We start from the raw sequence: 16,727 nt of genomic DNA, 5'->3' as shown, positions 1-16,727 counted from the left end.
AAAAAAGCATGCTGTTTCTTCAAAAGGCGTAAGTGCAATATGATTCATCCTATTCTTAATTATGGATTGTCGTCAAACTTTTTACAAGAAATATTCATCGGAATTCGAGAGATATTTTTGTTTAATGCTTTATGAAAAGGGTAATAATTATATAGAAAGAAATTTTCAAAACGGGAGGAATCACAATGACAAAATGGGTAATCGATCCAGCGCATACGTCTGTAGACTTTTCAGTACGCCATTTAATGATTTCGAAAGTGAGAGGTCAGTTCAACGAGTTCCAAGGGGAAATTGATGGTGACGTTGAAGATTTCGAAAATGCAACGATTCATTTTACAATCGAAACGGATTCAATTAATACGAACCAAGAACAACGAGATGGTCACTTAAAGAGCGCCGATTTCTTCGATGTTGAAAAATATCCACAAATTACGTTCAAATCAACAACAATCGAGCAAACAAAATCGAATCACTTTAACATTATCGGAGAAATGACGATAAAAGATGTGACAGGGAAAGTTACCTTCCACGCTGTGCGAGAAGGTGTTGCACAAGGAGAAAATGGCCGAATTGCAGGTTTCCATGCTTCCACTGAAATCAATCGGCAAGATTACGGTTTAACATGGCAACAAGCACTCGAAACAGGGGGCGTCATGGTCGGCAATACCGTTTCCATCTCCGTTGACTTCGAAGCACAAGAACAATAATGCAAACGCCGAATCATCGTAAACTTTGAATGACTAAACGCTCTTGTGAATAGACATTCTACAATTCGATTCATTCTAGCGAATGCAAACGTAAGCTTACGTCATAAAATTTCCAAAATAGAAAACGCATGAAATCAAAGAGCTAACTTTTGATTTCATGCGTTTTTTGAGGTAATCCGAGGTTTTATCCTAGTCTCTTTTCGTTTTAAATTTCACATTTCCCATCCGCACACATACCACCAGCGTCTTCATCTCCTAGAACTTGGAGTGCTGGTTGAAGACCTGCTTCTTGCGCTACTTTTTCAATTGCTTGTACAAATACTTCCGCTGGCTGTCCACCTGACATCGCGTATTTACGATCCATGACGAAGAATGGAACACCGCGCACACCGACTTGCGAAGCCTCTGCGATATCCGTACGCACTTCTTCTTCGAATGCGTTTGAGCTTAACACTTCTTTCACTTCCGCTTCGTCGAGACCGACTTCTGTCGCAAGTGGAATGAGCACTTCATCCAGTCCAATTTTTTGACCTTCGATGAAATACGCACGAAGTACACGCTCTGTAAATTCGATATCGAGCCCTTTCGTTTTCGCGAATTTCGCTAAACGATGTGCTTTAAATGTATTCGCTGGTGTTAAAGCATCTAAGTTGTAGTCAAGACCAACTGTTTTCGCTTGCGCTGCCATATTTTCCATCATGCCGAGTGCTTCTTCTTCACTTTTACCGTATTTACGCGCTAAACTTTCATGATATTTCTCATCTGTGCTCGCTGGCGCTGTCGGGTCAAGCTCATACGCTTTATATTCGACCGTTACTTGATCTCCATAAGGTGACATTTTTAATGCTTCTTCAAGACGTCGCTTTCCGATATAGCAAAATGGACATACGAAATCTGACCATACTTCAATTTTCATAAAAAAACACTTCCTCTCTATTGTCCATCATAAAGAGGAAGTGTTTAAGAAACAACTTTTCTGCTTTTAGGCAAATTGCAATGCATGTGCTAAGTCTTCAAGCAAATCTTCCACATCTTCTAGACCGACAGATAGACGCACTAAACCATCTGCAATTCCGATTTCATGACGGCGCTCTTTCGGAATTGAAGCGTGAGTCATTTTTGCGGGTACTGAAATTAAACTTTCAACCGCTCCTAAACTTTCCGCTAATGTAAAATAACGAACGTTTTCCACAACTGCTTTCGCTTCTTCTTCTCCTTTAACAACGAAAGAAATCATTCCCCCGTATCCGGAAGCTTGCGCTTGATGAGTTAAATGCCCAGGGTGTGTCGAAAATCCAGGATAGTACACTTTTTCCACTCGCTCGTGATGATGCAAGTATTGCGCAATTTTTTGAGCGGAACGTTCAATCTCTTCCATACGCACGCCGAGTGTTTTCATACCGCGGATGAGCAACCAACTATCATGAGGAGCGAGAACGCCGCCTGTCGCGTTTTGAATGTAATGCAATCTTTCCCCTAGTGCACGCCCTTTCGTGACGACTAAACCTGCTACGACGTCGCTATGTCCCCCTAAATATTTCGTCGCACTATGCACGACAATGTCCGCACCATGCTCGATCGGGTTTTGGAAGTAAGGTGTGCTAAATGTGTTATCGACAATCAGTAATAAATTCGCCTTTTTCGCAATCTCTGCAATCGTCGGTAACGAGGTAATTTTCAATAAAGGATTCGTCGGCGTTTCAATGAAAATCGCTTTCGTGCTCTCTTGAATGGCGCTTTCCACTTCTTCTTTATTCGTCGTATCGACGAAGCTTACACCGATTTGATGGCGGCTTAAAATTTGAGTCATCAGACGATACGTCCCACCATAAACGTCTTCAGAAAGTAATAGATGATCTCCCGCTTCAAATAAATCCATCACTGCTGTAATAGCAGCCATTCCTGAAGCGAAAGCAAACCCTCTATCCCCTTGCTCAAGTTCGGCGATTAATAATTCCACTCCCTCACGCGTCGGATTCCCTGTACGCGCATATTCATATTCAAAATCACCGATGGAACGTTGGCGAAATGTACTCGCTTGAACGATCGGTAATGATAAGGCACCTGTCGCTTCATCGAAGGCACGTCCCCCGTGAATTAAAGCTGTCTTTTTTCTCATGTTGTTCACTCCAATACATTTGATTGTAAATAACGTTCGATTCGGTCTGGAAAAATCGTTACGATATTCAAATTACCCTCTGCTTGCTCGGCTTCTCTTTGCATCGCTACATAGGCAGCTCCCGATGAACTTCCAAGCAATAAACTATGATGACGCGCAAGATGACGAGTCGCTTGAAAAGCTTCTTCATCACTTACCCAACTAATCCTATTAATTTCATCAGGATTAATAAATGTAGAATAGCGAGACATGCCAATCCCCTCAATGGCGTAAGGAGCTTCCGGATGTCCCTCCAATGTCGCTCCTACTGGTTGCACGAGCACCGTTTCAAGATGAGGATTATATTCTCTCAAGCGACGAGCTACTCCGACGAGTGTACCGCCTGAACCGCCCCCCGCAATGAGGACATCAATATTGCCATTAATATCACGCATAAGTTCATCCGCTAATCCAACGTAAGCTTCTGGATTCCATTCATTATCAAATTGATTCGGCATATATTGTGCGATTCCTTTTGAGACGAGTTTCTTTGCTCTTGTAATCGCCCCGTCCATTCCTTCATCTTCGCTCGTTTCAATTACTTTAGCACCGAGCGCGCGCACGAGCTGTTGTTTTTCAATGCTGAATTTCGCTGGCACTGTCACGATTAATTCCACTCCGAAATGCTGCGCTGCGATCGCAAGCCCAATCCCTGTATTTCCTGCAGTTGGCTCTACAACCGTATCTCCTTGTTGAATAAGGCCTTCTTGTAAAGCACGTTCAATTAAGTGATACCCGAGGCGATCTTTCACGCTTCCTCCGATGTTTTGATTTTCTAACTTCGCATAAAGTTGAACATTCGGATGCTTAAATTGATAGAGTGGCGTATCGCCGATCAATTGTATCGCTGATTGATAAATCATACACTCATCCCTCTACTTAAAATATTTCATGCCACTCGTTGCGATGTGCTAACATATCTTCCGCTAACTCTTTCGCTCCTTCTAAACTATGGCTCGCTGCCCATCCGCACTGCACTTCATTACAAGCAGGCACTGCTGTCGCTTTCAATACATCTTGCAATACATTTTCGACAAGTTGAAACACAGCTTCTTCATCCGATTCATTCAAAACGGATAAATAATAACCCGTTTGACAACCCATCGGACTTAAGTCAACGATTTGCTCGCTATAATTACGACTCAATTCCGCCATTAAATGCTCGAGTGAATGGACGGCAGGCATGTCCATATGTTCTTTATTCGGCTGTTTAAAGCGCAAATCATATTTATAAATGACGTCACCATGTGTCCCGTCAATAACACTCGCTAATCGAATGTACGGAGCTTTCACTTTCGTATGATCCAAATTAAAACTTTCGACATTCATTTTTTTCGTCATATTCATTCTCCTTTTGTCGCTTCTACTACCCAAACATAATGATTCATTTGTGTAAATCTCGTCGTAAATCCACCTTTTTCAAATAATACTTGAAGGACGGGAATCGTTGGATAAAACTCGCTTTTTAAATCTGCTGAAAGACGGTCATAGCCACGTTGTTCTGCGCGTTCAATCGTTTTCGCGAATGCCTCATCCGCTACGAACATCGTATCTGCAAAAATAACTTTCCCACCTGGACGTAAGTTGCGGGCAAATTTATAAATTGCGCGTTCTTTTTCTTCATCTGTTAAATGATGGAATGCGTATGTGCTCACAATTGAATCAACTTGTTCAGACAATTCATAGTTTAAAAAATGACCATCTTGTATCGTTAAACTAGGCATTTTTCGTTCGGCGATTGCTCTCATTTCTTGAGATGGCTCGATTCCTACTAATAATTGACCGGATTGTTGTAAGCGAACGGATAAATTACCCGTTCCAACACCAAACTCCACGATTTTTCCAAAGGCGCGCTCCGCTACAAAATCTAAAATCTCTTCATATCGTTCAAATACTTCTCGATATTGTTCGTCTTCTCCAAAAACAGTTGCATCATAATTTGCCGACCACTCATCGAAAAGTGTTGTAAAATCAACTTCCATTCTTTATCCCTCTATTCCTACTTGTTTAATATGAATTAAACTATAACATGGCTTTTTCAAAAAGACAATGAAAAGAAAAAACCTACCATCCTTGATAGGACAGTAGGTTCGATTTTAAATTTTATGCTTTCATCGCATCTGTTAATTGTGGGATGATTTGTTTTTTACGTGATACGACACCTTCTAAGAGAGCGCGATTGTTTTCAAGTGTGACATTGAAAGCACGCTCTATAGCTGAAGCTTGTTCTCCGACTGCAATTGCCACTGAATTACTATTTAAAATGTCTGTCGTTACGAAAACGAATAAGTCGAGTTGTTTATTTTCTAAAACAGCGCGCATCGCTTCTTCAATTTCAGCTTGACGCTCTAAAATATCATTTAAATCCACTGCATTCACTTGCGCCACTTCTACTTGATAGTCACCCATCCCGAATTCTTTCGAGTCGAGCCCTACGAGTTGAGTCGCTGTTTTATCGCTTAAGTTCGCTCCTGCTTTCAACATTTCTAAGCCGTATTCTTCGATATCAATCCCTGCAATTTCTGCAAGTTCCATCGCTGCTGTACGATCTTCCTCTGTAAATGTCGGTGATTTAAATAGTAAAGAATCTGAAATGATTGCAGAAACCATTAACCCTGCAATATTTTGTGGAATCTCCACATTATTTTCAGCGTATATTTTTTTAATAATTGTCGCTGAACAGCCAACAGGTTCTGCGCGGTAGTAGAGTGGACCAGCTGTTTCGAAGTTTGCAATTCGGTGATGGTCAATCACTTCAATAATTTGAACATCGTCAATATCATCGACGGATTGTTGGCGTTCGTTATGGTCTACTAAAATGACTTTCTCTACTTCTGGCTTCGCTTTTTCAATGAGACGTGGCGCCTCTACTTTGAAATAATCTAAACCGTATTGTGTTTCTTTCGACACTTCACCTAAGCGAACTGCTTCTGCATTCATGCCAAGTTCACGCTTTAAATGTGCATAAGCAAGCGCTGACATAATTGAATCTGTATCCGGGTTTTTATGCCCGATGACGAGTACTTTCTCCATTCTGTATTTCCTCCTTGTTATTCATGCCATCATTTTAGCACAAATTTGAGATTTATATCGCTTCTTTTTCTTTATATTGTTGTTCAATTTTTGCAATGTAATTAATTGAGTGCTCATTGAATTGTTCCGGTTGGTCGATATTGCAGACGTGACCAGACTTTTCAATCGGAATAAATTCAAATGTGTCATATCGACGCACGACTTCTTCAACTGGCGGAATGAATAAATAGTCTTCGTCACCCATCAAAAACAGTGTTGGTATATGAGTTGTGGATGCTTGTAAATTAGATAAATATGGATTGATAACTCGCGTTAAAGAGAGCCATTTCACAAATTCTTTTTGACACATTTTTTTCGCCTCATTGACGAAAACGAGACGGGAATGTTCATGTTCTTTTTTCGGCATAATGATATAGGCGAATAACTTATACAAGGTCATATAAGGAATAATTCGTTTCGACGCTCGACCGATCCATAATAACACTTTCGTCCGTATATCGAGTCGGATAATTGCGCCTCCTAAAATGAGAGATTTTATTCGTTCAGGATGGTGATCGGCCATCGTTTGCGCAATGATTGTTCCGAGTGACATACCGATAATATGTGTCGACTCGATATTTAATTCATCCAAAACTTCCACTACTTCGTTGGATACGTCTAAAAAAGTATCCCCTTTCTGCCATTGGCCTTGCTCGGACTTGCCATGGCCTCGTAAGTCTACGAGTAAGACATTATGTTCTTTTCGAAATTCACGTATTTGTTTATGCCATATTGAGGAACTGCCCCCTGCTCCGTGGACAAATGTTACCCATGGCGCGTCTGGACCCGCTTCATATGTACGATAGTGTAGCAAAACGTTCACCCTTCCTTTTTGTTTCCTATACCCATTTTTGTAACGTGCTACGCTTTTTTAATATAGTAAAAAAATAAAAAGAGGTATGCATGTCATTTTACGATGCACCTCTTTTTATTATACTAAAAAATAACAGATAGTTTCAACTTTATTCTCTTTCCACTTTTTCTGGCATACGAAACGACGTGAAAATTAACACGACGACGAGTAAGAGTCCCATATTTCCGATGAGCGGGTAGAAATGTGCCACGAGGTCTTTAAACCCGACAAAACTTAAGCCAAACCCGACGAATAAAGTACCGATTAAAAAGTATACGAACTTTTTCGTTCCGATATCGAAGAAACGTGCACCGAATGCGTAAAACATTCCGAGACCAGTATTGAAGATCATCGCGAATAAAATAATTGACATGAAAATACCGAGAATTGGCGAAATGTTGTTCACAATTAACAACATCGGCATATCCGATTCTCCAACATATTCAATTTGAGAGAAAATCGCAAGGTGACTTAAAATGATCAACACACCTAGTCCGATTCCTCCGACGATACCGCCCCACGCTGCTGCGCGTTCATCTTCTTCTACACCGCCCATTACGATAGACATGGACGCACCGACGGCAATGTTGAACGATACGTAGTTAATTCCTGAATAAAGCCAGTTCGGCAACGTCGTTGGAATCGCTTTCGCAATTGGGTCTAATTGAGCAAATGTAGAATCCATCGACAAGAGTGAATAAATCGATGCCCCGATGACGGTTAATAATAAAAACGGTGTCATAAATCCGATAACGTGAATGACGCGATCTACGTTCATTAATGATGCGCCTAAAATTAATAAAACGATTAACGTATTTCCAACTGCTGGATGTAACCCGAACTGTTGCTGTAAATTCGATCCCGCTCCGGCAATCATGACCGTTCCGACACCGAATAATGTCAAAATAATGACCCAGTCAATCGCTAACCCTAACCAACGGCCACTAATTTTGTAAATGACTTCTTTATGGTTTTTCGCATTGAGACGACTTCCGAGTCGTGTCAACATCATCCCTAAATACATGAACAATGCTGTCGATACGAGTCCTCCGAATATTCCCCACATACCGAAACTCGTAAAATATTGTACAATTTCTCGTCCTGAAGCTGCACCGGCCCCAATAATTATTCCGATGAAAGCGCTTCCTATTTTAAAAATTTTTGACATAAGCATCCTCCCAACTAATGCAAATCTATCTTATTTCGTACTTAACACTATACTACACTGTATATTTTAAACAATATGATTTAATGGGGATTGAATATTTTTTCCTAGTTATTCAAAATATTCCGTTAATTTAAATAGGAGTACGCGGAGTTTTATTGTTACTTTATGACTTCATTTATTTTTCTTATTTCTCCACTTATTATTGCACTATAAATATTCTAGAAAGAGGGATCTTTCCATAATATTCTTTCCTGATGATAGGTATCACGACTTGCGATGGCTCCACTATCTACAGTCAATCACTGAATCGCACATATAAAAAAGAGTTCACCATGTGTGAACTCTTTCGCTCCTTTATTGTAACGGGAGTTGCTTCGTCTCGGTCCCGAGGACGAGAACGACAAACACTCCGATGAAAATAGCCCCACAAAAAATACCGAAAATGATTGGAAAACCGACTCCTTTTGCAACGAGTGATCCGACGAGAAGCGGGCCGAATATACCACCGATGCGTCCAATCGAAGCCGCCATTCCTGATCCTGTTGCACGAATCGCTGTCGGATATTGCTCTGGCGAATACGCATAAAGCGCTCCCCATGCCCCTAAGTTAAAGAATGAAAGAAGTGCACCAAATGTCAGTAACATCGGGCCGCTCACTGCCATTCCAAAAGCGAGCGCACTTAAAGCTGTTCCGATTAAATAAGTAGATAACACAAACTTCCGTCCCGCTCGTTCAATGAGCCAAGCAGCTGTGAAGTACCCTGGAAGTTGTGCAAGTGTCATAAGCAATACGTAACCGAAGCTTTGGATCATGTCGAATCCTTTCAACATCATAACGCTCGGCAACCAAAGAAACATGCCATAATAAGAAAAGACGACTGTAAACCAGACGATCCATAACATCGTTGTCCGTTTCGCATATTGCTTCGACCAAACAAGCTTAATCTTTTCTCCGATCGACTGCTTCGGTTCGCCTGACTGTACGTAAACGGGTGAGTCTGGTAAATTGCGACGTAAGTAAATTGCATAAAAAGCAGGAAGGGCCGTTACAATTAAAGCGATGCGCCAACCATAATCTGGAATGATAAAATAAGCAATTAGTGCAGCGACTAACCATCCCGCTGCCCAAAAGCTCTCTAATAAGACGACCATCTTCCCACGTTCATGTGCTTCTACACTTTCAGATACGAGAGTTGAAGCGACAGGCAACTCTCCACCGAGGCCCGCTCCTACTAAAAAGCGCAGCACTAAAAAAGCACCTAATCCTGTCGTGAAAGCAGATAATCCACTTGCGACTGAAAATAATACTAATGTGATCATAAAAACATTTTTGCGTCCGATACGATCAGCGAGTACACCGAAACCAAATGCACCGACCGCCATCCCAATTGAATTCATACTTCCAATCCAACCAGACTGCTCGGGGGTTAACCCCCAATCTATCGCCACTGCTGCAATGACGAATGATAAAATTCCAACATCCATCGCATCAAACATCCAAGCTGTTCCTGCAATTCCAAGCAATTTTTTATTTGAAACTTTCTCCGTTTGTCCCATTTCATTTCTCCATTCTTTTTAGTGTCTTGACATCTGACTACTCAATAATACTATAAAGAAATAGAGAACGCATTATTTTTTTAAATTTAACGTATGAATTTCCCATCCCCGATGCGAGGCTAGCTTTTGAAAAATATGAAGCGTATAAGCCCCCATTTGTAATGTTAAAAGGGATGTCGTTTCATCATAGTCGACATGGCTAATGATTTCATTTTGTAACGCACGCTTCACTTCTCCGAAGCGATATTCTCCGCTACCTGCCATCACTTCTGAACCTTGTCGTAAATGCCAAGCTCCTGAAATTATGAGACGAAACGGAGTACCTACGATGGTGAATGTCGGATTATTCTCGACTCGTTCAACAACTTCACCCATTAACACTTGGAGAGAAGGGGATAAAAACAACTTCGCATGTAAAGTTGCCAATTGCTCATACAAATACGTAGTAATCTCCCCTTCCGTCCACTCTTCCACATTATCTCCATATACCGCTTCTTCAACTCGTTCTTCAATCGGATATAACTCGTTTTCTAATAGTAAGCATTCATCTCTCGCAATAATAATCATACGTTTCAGAAGATCAAAATCCTCTTTCCACTGTCCAGTCCTTTGTTGAAATAAATAGCGGACATAAGCATATGCTGCTTCTTCTTCAGTTGGAATTTCATACACTTCTGCATCCAAAAGATACGTGAAAGCCTCCAATACTTCGAAATGATTGAGTGGTTGAATAAAATCTAGGCAAGCTAATGCAACGACATTCTCATCGTCAATCCCGCTCTCCATTTCACGAATCGCCCACTCGACATATTGTTCCGATGAAGCTCTATGTCGCTTATGTAAATAATATAAACTCTTCCAATCCAACAACGCACGCCCCTCCCTTTTCTTATTTTCTTACCATATAACAAAAACACTCAGAAAGCCAAATGCTCTCTGAGTGTTTACTCTCTTATTTAAATGCCGCCGCAACTTCATCAATCATAATATTCATTGACTCAAGTCCGCCACCTGCTAAATACCAAACTTCACCATCTAAATAAATCATTTTATCATTTTGGAATGCATTCGTTTTTTGAACGATTTCGTTTTCGAGTGATTCCTTCACTGATGAATCTTGACCAATCGCTGTATCACGGTCAATGATGAACATCATATCTGGATTCGTTTCTAAAATGTATTCAAATGTAATGCTTTGTCCGTGACGTGAATCTTCAATTTTATCATCTGCTGGGTCTACGCCTAACACATCATGAATTAAACCGAAGCGTGAACCTGGACCGTATGCACTCACTTTACCTTCTGTACCGAGTACGATTAATCCTTTATCTTCTGTTTTTGCTGTCGCTTCTTGAACTGATGCTACTTTTTCTTCAATTTCTTTTAATGCTGTTTTTACTTCTTCTTCTTTGTTAAAGATTTTACCGATCGTTTCAACATTCGCTTCGAAAGAATTTAAATAATCTTTGTCATTAATCGCTAAGTAAATTGTCGGTGCAATTTCTTTAAACTGATCATATAGTTCTGCTTGACGTGTCGAAATAATAATTAAATCTGGTTTTGAAGCATGTACTTTTTCAAAGTCTGGCTCTTTTAATGATCCTAAGTTTTCGTAGTCCGCTGATTTATACTGCTCTAAGTAAGTTGGAACTGTCGCTTGTGGAAGACCGACAATTTTGTCTCCTAATCCTAATTCATCCATCGTATCTAAAGCACCTAAATCAAATACGATTACTTTTTCAGGGTTTGCTGGAACTTGAACTGCTTGATCATCAAGTTCATGTTTAACATCGATTACTTGGTCTGTTTTGGAATCTCCTGCTGCATCTGAATCTTTCGTTTGTTCTTCTTTATCGCCACCACATGCTGCTAAAATGAACATGAGTGACATCGTTAAAAATAATGTTAAAAACTTTTTCATAAGTGTATACCATCCTTTTATTATGAATTAAAGTAAACGCAAATATTGCAATTGTTCATCCGTTTAATCGGGATGTCCATATCGTAAATTTCTTTTAATGCTTCCGAGTTAATAATTTCATCTGTCGTACCGTCTCGTACTACTTTACCGTCTTTTAATGCGACAATTCGATCTGAATACACCGACGCAAAGTTAATATCATGCAAAACAATGACGACTGTTTTGCCGAGATCGTCGACGAGGCGACGCAAAATTTTCATAATTTGTACAGAGTGCTTCATATCTAAATTGTTCAGTGGCTCATCAAGCAAAATATAATCTGTATCTTGCGCGATAACCATCGCGATGAATGCCCGTTGACGTTGACCGCCTGATAGCTCATCTAAGTAACGATCTTCCATATCGAGCAAATCCATATATTCCATCGCTTGGTCAACATGCTTCTCGTCTTCCTCTGTCAAATGACCACGTGAATGCGGGAAACGTCCAAATGAAACGAGTTCGCGAATCGTTAGTCGAACATTCATAAAGTTCGACTGTTTTAAAATCGATACACGCTTCGCAAATTCATTCGACTTCATCCCACGCACATCATCTTGATCCAACATTACCTCTCCTGTATCTGCATCGATTAAACGACTAACCATCGAAAGCAATGTCGATTTACCTGCCCCGTTCGGACCGATAAATGATGTAATTTTTTGCGGATGAATATCGACACTCACCTTTTCGACGACCGCTTTTTTCCCATAAAACTTTGACAAATTACGGACTTGAATCATGCCGATCTACTCTCCTTTAATAATAAGTAAATGAAGTAAATTCCACCGACGAAGTTAATGATGACACTCAATGTCGTCGAGAATGAGAAGACACGCTCGACAATCCATTGACCACCGACAAGTGCGATAATGCTCATAAAAGCAGCACCTGTAATTAAAATTTTATGTTTGTACGTATTGAAATATTGATATGACAAGTTCGCTACGATGAGTCCGAAAAATGTAATCGGACCGACGAGCGCTGTCGATACCGCAATTAATACAGAAGATAGAATGAGCATGCGCTTCACAATCGCATCATACGGGACTCCTAAGTTAATTGCGACGTCACGTCCGAGTGACAAAACATCTAACTCTTCCATGTAACGCCATCCGATGATGAGAGCGATAGCGATAATGCCGAACGCCCACCAAACGAGATCGCCGTTAATATTATTGAAACTTGCGAACATTTTATCTTGCACTCTTAAAAATTCATTTGGATCAATGAGTACTTGCAAAAATGTCGTAATGCTTGAGAAAAAGGTTCCGACGATAATCCCGACGAGTAATAAAAAGTAAATCGGACGCTTCCCTGCTTGAAATAGAAATTTATACAGTAAAAGCGCAAATACAATCATCGAAATGACAGAAAGTACAAAGTTGACATGTTGATTGACGACCGTCACATGCATCGAACCTAAAAAGAAGACAAATAATGTTTGAAGCAATATGTAGAGCGAATCTAGCCCCATTATGCTCGGTGTTAAAATTCGATTATGCGTAATCGTTTGGAAAATGACGGTTGAATAAGCAATCGCAATTCCAGTTAAGGCCATTGCAGCGACTTTCACTGCACGACGTGGCAATGCATAATCATAGCTTCCGTTCAATTCGTAAAACAAATACAGTGCACAAGAGACAATCGCTAGTACGATGAGCACAATGAGTCTCGTACGATTTTTACGCATATGCTCGCCCCCTAAACAACAAGAAGAGGAATATACCACTTCCGATAACACCAACCATTAAACTGATCGATATTTCATACGGATAAATGAGCACCCTTCCCAATATGTCTGCGACGAGTAAAAAAATCGCTCCGAGCAATGCCGTATGTGGCAATGTCTTTTGTAAATGGTCTCCATGGAAAATGGAAACGATGTTTGGGATGATCAATCCGAGAAACGGAATCATTCCGACAGTTAACACGACAGTTGTCGTAATTAAAGCAACTAAAATTAATCCGATATTGACGATTCGTTTATACGCGAGTCCTAAATTTTTAGAGAAATCTTCTCCCATTCCGGCTACTGTAAAGCGATTCGCATACATATATGCGATGATGAGCACAGGAATACTAATATAAAGTAACTCGTAACGTCCCTTCATAATCATCGAGAAATCTCCTTGCAACCAAGCGGACATATTTTGAATAACATTCGCACGATAAGCAAAAAATGTCGTAATCGATGATAATATATTCCCGAACATTAATCCTACGAGTGGAATAAAAATCGCATCTTTAAATTTAATGCGGTCTAAAATCTGCATAAACAACAGCGTGCCAGCAAGCGCGAATGCAAAGGCAACGAGCATTTTTTCAATCGTAGAGGCGTTCGCAAACAATAACATCGATACTAAAATACCGAGACGTGTCGCATCGAGTGTTCCTGCAGTCGTTGGAGAGACGAATTTATTTCGGCTCAATTGCTGCATGATTAAACCAGCGATACTCATACCTGCTCCCGCAAGTAAAATCGCAATTAATCGAGGAACTCTACTCAATAAAAATATTTCAGTTTGCTCAGACTTAAAATCTAATAAGTCTAACAGCGAGATCCGACTGACTCCCACGAATAGCGAGAGGAATGAAAGTAAGATGACTGCGATCACTAAGTAACGTTTCTTCAATTTCAAATCTCCGATACCGAATATTTTGCTTCGTGAAGTGATTGTTAATGATAATCGTTATCACTATCACTGCAATTTAATTATAGCAATATTCACCAATTAGTCAACATCTAATTGAAAATGATTATCAATATATATGTAAAAAAAAGAAACTATCTTCTGTTTTCATGAACTATTCTACTAAAAAATAAGGAGAAATGTAAGGGGATTCTTTGTTTTTTCTATTTTATTAAAAAATCTTTTATCATTTTCTCGATTATTCATTTGGATTTTTTTAATAAAAAAACGCCCTTTCTAAAAAAGAGCGTTTCTTTAACCATTTACTTTTGCATTTCTTGTTCAAAGTCAACCGCGTTGTCCAATACTTCTTGCGGAGTTTGAATCGGATGAATTTGATTCATTTCTGTTATTTCTGTTTCTGTATGTTGCACCATATTTAACACGGTATCTTCAAATGTTAAATCGAATTCTAAGTCCAAATTGTACGTATTTAAATCATATGTTTCTTTATCGATGTACAATTCTAAACGAAGTCGATCGACTGTCAATGCATCAAATGCCATCGCTTCTTCCATTTGAAATTGTCCGGCTACACTCGATGCCGCGATGAGTCGCATTAAATTATCATGCTTTTTTTGATCTGTCGTTGAAAAACGTAAAATATATTGTTGTCCGGTCTCTTCTATCTTCATTTCTTTTAACACATCTTTGAACACTTCAAGGTCTATAATTGTATGAAACTCATTTCCATTCCCGATCATCATCTCATGCATTTCAGGTGGAAATTGAATCCATTCTTCTTCACTTTGAACAAACATTCCTTGTTCTGTAATGTAAATTTCTTCATTGCTTACCGCTTCTTCACCTTTTCCAGCATCAACATTAATCGTTTGATGCATGGTGAATGGTTCTCGTGTTAGTGCGATATTCGACAATGTACGTAGTTGACGTTCTTCCAACTCTTCATTTTCTTTCATGTATTGATCCAAATAAATCTTCGTATGCATGCTTTCGTACGTATCAATTTTTTGAAGCATTTTTTCAAATACTTCTTCTTGATTTCCGGTTGACGAACAGGCTGCGAGAAGCAATAGTATACTGCTTAAGATGAGAAAGTGAAACTTTCTTTTCATATTATAAATCTCCTATCTTATTCGTAAATAAAAAACGTTTACTTTATCAAAAACGTGGGTATAGATTAATCCCCTAACCCCTTAACAATATTAAGAGGTCCTTTGAATCGCACGGTGCCACATTCACCGTGCGACTTTTTTTGCATTTTAGAGCGCTTGATAAAACTGTTCTTTTAAACGGCTGGACCATTCAATTGTTAATTGAGTACCTTCTTCTTCATATTCGGTTTCTATCACATGTGCTTCTTCATTTAATAACGAAACGAGATCTCCTCGCTCATATGGTACAGTCACCGTTTCAATTTCATAATCTGCAAAAATATAACGATTCATTAATTGGAGTAGTTGTTCTAGCCCTTTTCCTTCTTTCGCTGACATCCAAATTTCGTTATCTTGGACGTAAGGGTATGGCATCGATGTCGCATCTGCTTTATTGTAAACGAGAATGGTAGGGATATCTTCCACGCCAACGTCTAATAACGTTTCATTCGTCACATCGATCATATAGCGATATTCTTCATGCGAAACGTCAACGACATGAAGCAATAAATCCGCTTCTCGCGCTTCTTCTAAGGTAGAGCGGAATGCTTTTACTAAATGGTGGGGGAGTTTAGATACGAAACCGACCGTATCTGTCAAAATAAACTTGCGATTATTCGGTAGCTCTACTTTCCGCACCGATGTATCTAGTGTCGCAAAAAGCATGTCTTTTTCAAATACTTCTTTCGCTGCTTCTCCATATATATTCGTCAGCAATTGATTCATTAATGTCGATTTACCCGCATTCGTATAGCCGACGATTGATACGACAGGCATACCGCTTCGGTTACGACGTTTGCGCTGCGTTTGACGCTGTTCTTCAGCATGTCTCAAGTTACGGTTTAATTTTGCGATTTGATCTTCAATAACACGGCGATCCAATTCGAGCTTCGTTTCCCCTGCCCCTTTGTTTTGGAAACCTCCCCCGGTTCCTCCACCTTGACGACTTAATGACGAACGTAAGCCGACGAGTCTCGGGAGAAAGTATTGAAGTTGTGCAAGTTCGACTTGCATGCGCGCTTCGTGCGTTTTTGCACGACGAGCGAATATATCTAAAATTAGCATCGTGCGATCGATAATTTTACATTGTAACTCTTCCTCTAAATTACGAATTTGAGAAGGGGATAGCTCATCATTCGTAATGATTAAATTTGCATTAATCGCTTCATACATACGCTTAATTTCATCTAATTTTCCTTTTCCTACATAAGTCGTTGGATGAATTCTCGGCAAATTTTGAGTCACTTCTCCCACGACTTCTACTTGTAAGGCTTCTGTTAAATTGCGCAATTCTTCCATCTCATAATCAAAATGCGAATTGTCGTCCTCATTGACAGCGACGAGAAGAGCAAACTCTTCAATATATTGTTCCATTGTATTCATTCCTTTATCGCTTTTCTCTATCATAACGAATTTCCTAATACATTGCGAAAATGATGATGAC

The 16,727-nt window shown here is 39.8% G+C and carries 17 protein-coding genes; 1 reads left to right on the top strand and 16 read right to left on the bottom strand.

Features of this window, described 5'->3' with window-relative positions; translation table 11 throughout:
• Positions 1–185 precede the first annotated feature (185 nt).
• Positions 186–707 carry a YceI family protein gene (locus IRY55_RS07075; protein WP_213086677.1) on the top strand — a complete coding sequence of 174 codons (522 nt, stop codon included), beginning with the start codon at positions 186–188 and terminating at the stop codon, positions 705–707.
• 205 nt (positions 708–912) lie between these two features.
• Here IRY55_RS07075 and IRY55_RS07070 read toward each other — a convergent pair whose 3' ends face one another.
• From IRY55_RS07070 to hflX, 16 genes are all read right to left on the bottom strand, one after another.
• Complete coding sequence (locus IRY55_RS07070; protein WP_194562598.1) at positions 913–1,623, bottom strand: DsbA family oxidoreductase; 711 nt, start codon at positions 1,621–1,623, stop codon at positions 913–915.
• 66 nt (positions 1,624–1,689) lie between these two features.
• Positions 1,690–2,826 (bottom strand): bifunctional cystathionine gamma-lyase/homocysteine desulfhydrase, encoded by a 1,137-nt coding sequence (locus tag IRY55_RS07065; protein WP_194562597.1) that lies wholly within the window; start codon positions 2,824–2,826, stop codon positions 1,690–1,692.
• A 5-nt stretch (positions 2,827–2,831) separates the two neighbouring features.
• On the bottom strand, positions 2,832–3,728 hold the full coding sequence (locus tag IRY55_RS07060) for a PLP-dependent cysteine synthase family protein (RefSeq protein WP_194562596.1): 897 nt from the start codon (positions 3,726–3,728) through the stop codon (positions 2,832–2,834).
• A gap of 16 nt (positions 3,729–3,744) precedes the next feature.
• Positions 3,745–4,212: an S-ribosylhomocysteine lyase gene (locus IRY55_RS07055; protein WP_194562595.1), complete on the bottom strand. Its 468-nt coding sequence runs from the start codon at positions 4,210–4,212 to the stop codon at positions 3,745–3,747.
• Positions 4,209–4,847: a class I SAM-dependent methyltransferase gene (locus tag IRY55_RS07050; RefSeq protein WP_194562594.1), complete on the bottom strand. Its 639-nt coding sequence runs from the start codon at positions 4,845–4,847 to the stop codon at positions 4,209–4,211. The genes IRY55_RS07055 and IRY55_RS07050 overlap by 4 nt, the downstream gene beginning before the upstream one ends.
• Positions 4,848–4,968: 121 nt before the next feature.
• A complete protein-coding gene (locus IRY55_RS07045) occupies positions 4,969–5,898 on the bottom strand; it encodes a manganese-dependent inorganic pyrophosphatase (RefSeq protein WP_194562593.1) in 930 nt (309 codons plus the stop codon).
• Between the two features lie 52 nt (positions 5,899–5,950).
• Complete coding sequence (locus IRY55_RS07040; protein WP_194562592.1) at positions 5,951–6,751, bottom strand: alpha/beta fold hydrolase; 801 nt, start codon at positions 6,749–6,751, stop codon at positions 5,951–5,953.
• A 148-nt stretch (positions 6,752–6,899) separates the two neighbouring features.
• Positions 6,900–7,958, bottom strand: a complete 1,059-nt coding sequence (locus IRY55_RS07035) for a YkvI family membrane protein (protein WP_194562591.1) — start codon at positions 7,956–7,958, stop codon at positions 6,900–6,902.
• A gap of 354 nt (positions 7,959–8,312) precedes the next feature.
• On the bottom strand, positions 8,313–9,515 hold the full coding sequence (locus IRY55_RS07030) for an MFS transporter (RefSeq protein ID WP_194562590.1): 1,203 nt from the start codon (positions 9,513–9,515) through the stop codon (positions 8,313–8,315).
• A gap of 72 nt (positions 9,516–9,587) precedes the next feature.
• Positions 9,588–10,385: a hypothetical protein gene (locus IRY55_RS07025; RefSeq protein WP_194562589.1), complete on the bottom strand. Its 798-nt coding sequence runs from the start codon at positions 10,383–10,385 to the stop codon at positions 9,588–9,590.
• Positions 10,386–10,467: 82 nt separating this feature from the next.
• Positions 10,468–11,436, bottom strand: coding sequence for a siderophore ABC transporter substrate-binding protein (locus IRY55_RS07020; RefSeq protein WP_194562588.1), 969 nt, complete (start codon positions 11,434–11,436; stop codon positions 10,468–10,470).
• 20 nt (positions 11,437–11,456) lie between these two features.
• Entirely contained in the window at positions 11,457–12,218 is a 762-nt protein-coding gene (locus IRY55_RS07015) for an iron ABC transporter ATP-binding protein (RefSeq protein ID WP_194562587.1), read from the bottom strand.
• Positions 12,215–13,168, bottom strand: coding sequence for an iron chelate uptake ABC transporter family permease subunit (locus IRY55_RS07010; RefSeq protein ID WP_194562586.1), 954 nt, complete (start codon positions 13,166–13,168; stop codon positions 12,215–12,217). The genes IRY55_RS07015 and IRY55_RS07010 overlap by 4 nt, the downstream gene beginning before the upstream one ends.
• Positions 13,161–14,111: an ABC transporter permease gene (locus IRY55_RS07005; protein ID WP_194562585.1), complete on the bottom strand. Its 951-nt coding sequence runs from the start codon at positions 14,109–14,111 to the stop codon at positions 13,161–13,163. Before IRY55_RS07005 ends, IRY55_RS07010 begins: the two co-directional genes overlap by 8 nt.
• A 320-nt stretch (positions 14,112–14,431) precedes the next feature.
• A complete protein-coding gene (locus IRY55_RS07000) occupies positions 14,432–15,244 on the bottom strand; it encodes a DUF6612 family protein (RefSeq protein ID WP_194562584.1) in 813 nt (270 codons plus the stop codon).
• Between the two features lie 147 nt (positions 15,245–15,391).
• Positions 15,392–16,657 (bottom strand): GTPase HflX, encoded by a 1,266-nt coding sequence (gene hflX, locus IRY55_RS06995; protein ID WP_408015142.1) that lies wholly within the window; start codon positions 16,655–16,657, stop codon positions 15,392–15,394.
• Between the last annotated feature and the right edge of the window lie 70 nt (positions 16,658–16,727).

The organism is Savagea serpentis (assembly GCF_015351395.1).
GTDB classification, from domain to species: domain Bacteria; phylum Bacillota; class Bacilli; order Bacillales_A; family Planococcaceae; genus Savagea; species Savagea serpentis.
This window is presented reverse-complemented; position numbering and strand designations above follow the sequence as displayed.

Coding starts and splice junctions, on each gene's coding strand:
- IRY55_RS07035 (WP_194562591.1), bottom strand. CDS start 7,958: ATGTCAAAAATTTTTAAAATAGGAAGCGCTTTCATCGGAATAATTATT.
- IRY55_RS07015 (WP_194562587.1), bottom strand. CDS start 12,218: ATGATTCAAGTCCGTAATTTGTCAAAGTTTTATGGGAAAAAAGCGGTC.
- IRY55_RS07065 (WP_194562597.1), bottom strand. CDS start 2,826: ATGAGAAAAAAGACAGCTTTAATTCACGGGGGACGTGCCTTCGATGAA.
- IRY55_RS07010 (WP_194562586.1), bottom strand. CDS start 13,168: ATGCGTAAAAATCGTACGAGACTCATTGTGCTCATCGTACTAGCGATT.
- hflX (WP_408015142.1), bottom strand. CDS start 16,657: ATGGAACAATATATTGAAGAGTTTGCTCTTCTCGTCGCTGTCAATGAG.
- IRY55_RS07055 (WP_194562595.1), bottom strand. CDS start 4,212: ATGAATATGACGAAAAAAATGAATGTCGAAAGTTTTAATTTGGATCAT.
- IRY55_RS07030 (WP_194562590.1), bottom strand. CDS start 9,515: ATGGGACAAACGGAGAAAGTTTCAAATAAAAAATTGCTTGGAATTGCA.
- IRY55_RS07050 (WP_194562594.1), bottom strand. CDS start 4,847: ATGGAAGTTGATTTTACAACACTTTTCGATGAGTGGTCGGCAAATTAT.
- IRY55_RS07060 (WP_194562596.1), bottom strand. CDS start 3,728: ATGATTTATCAATCAGCGATACAATTGATCGGCGATACGCCACTCTAT.
- IRY55_RS07020 (WP_194562588.1), bottom strand. CDS start 11,436: ATGAAAAAGTTTTTAACATTATTTTTAACGATGTCACTCATGTTCATT.
- IRY55_RS07070 (WP_194562598.1), bottom strand. CDS start 1,623: ATGAAAATTGAAGTATGGTCAGATTTCGTATGTCCATTTTGCTATATC.
- IRY55_RS07075 (WP_213086677.1), top strand. CDS start 186: ATGACAAAATGGGTAATCGATCCAGCGCATACGTCTGTAGACTTTTCA.
- IRY55_RS07045 (WP_194562593.1), bottom strand. CDS start 5,898: ATGGAGAAAGTACTCGTCATCGGGCATAAAAACCCGGATACAGATTCA.
- IRY55_RS07000 (WP_194562584.1), bottom strand. CDS start 15,244: ATGAAAAGAAAGTTTCACTTTCTCATCTTAAGCAGTATACTATTGCTT.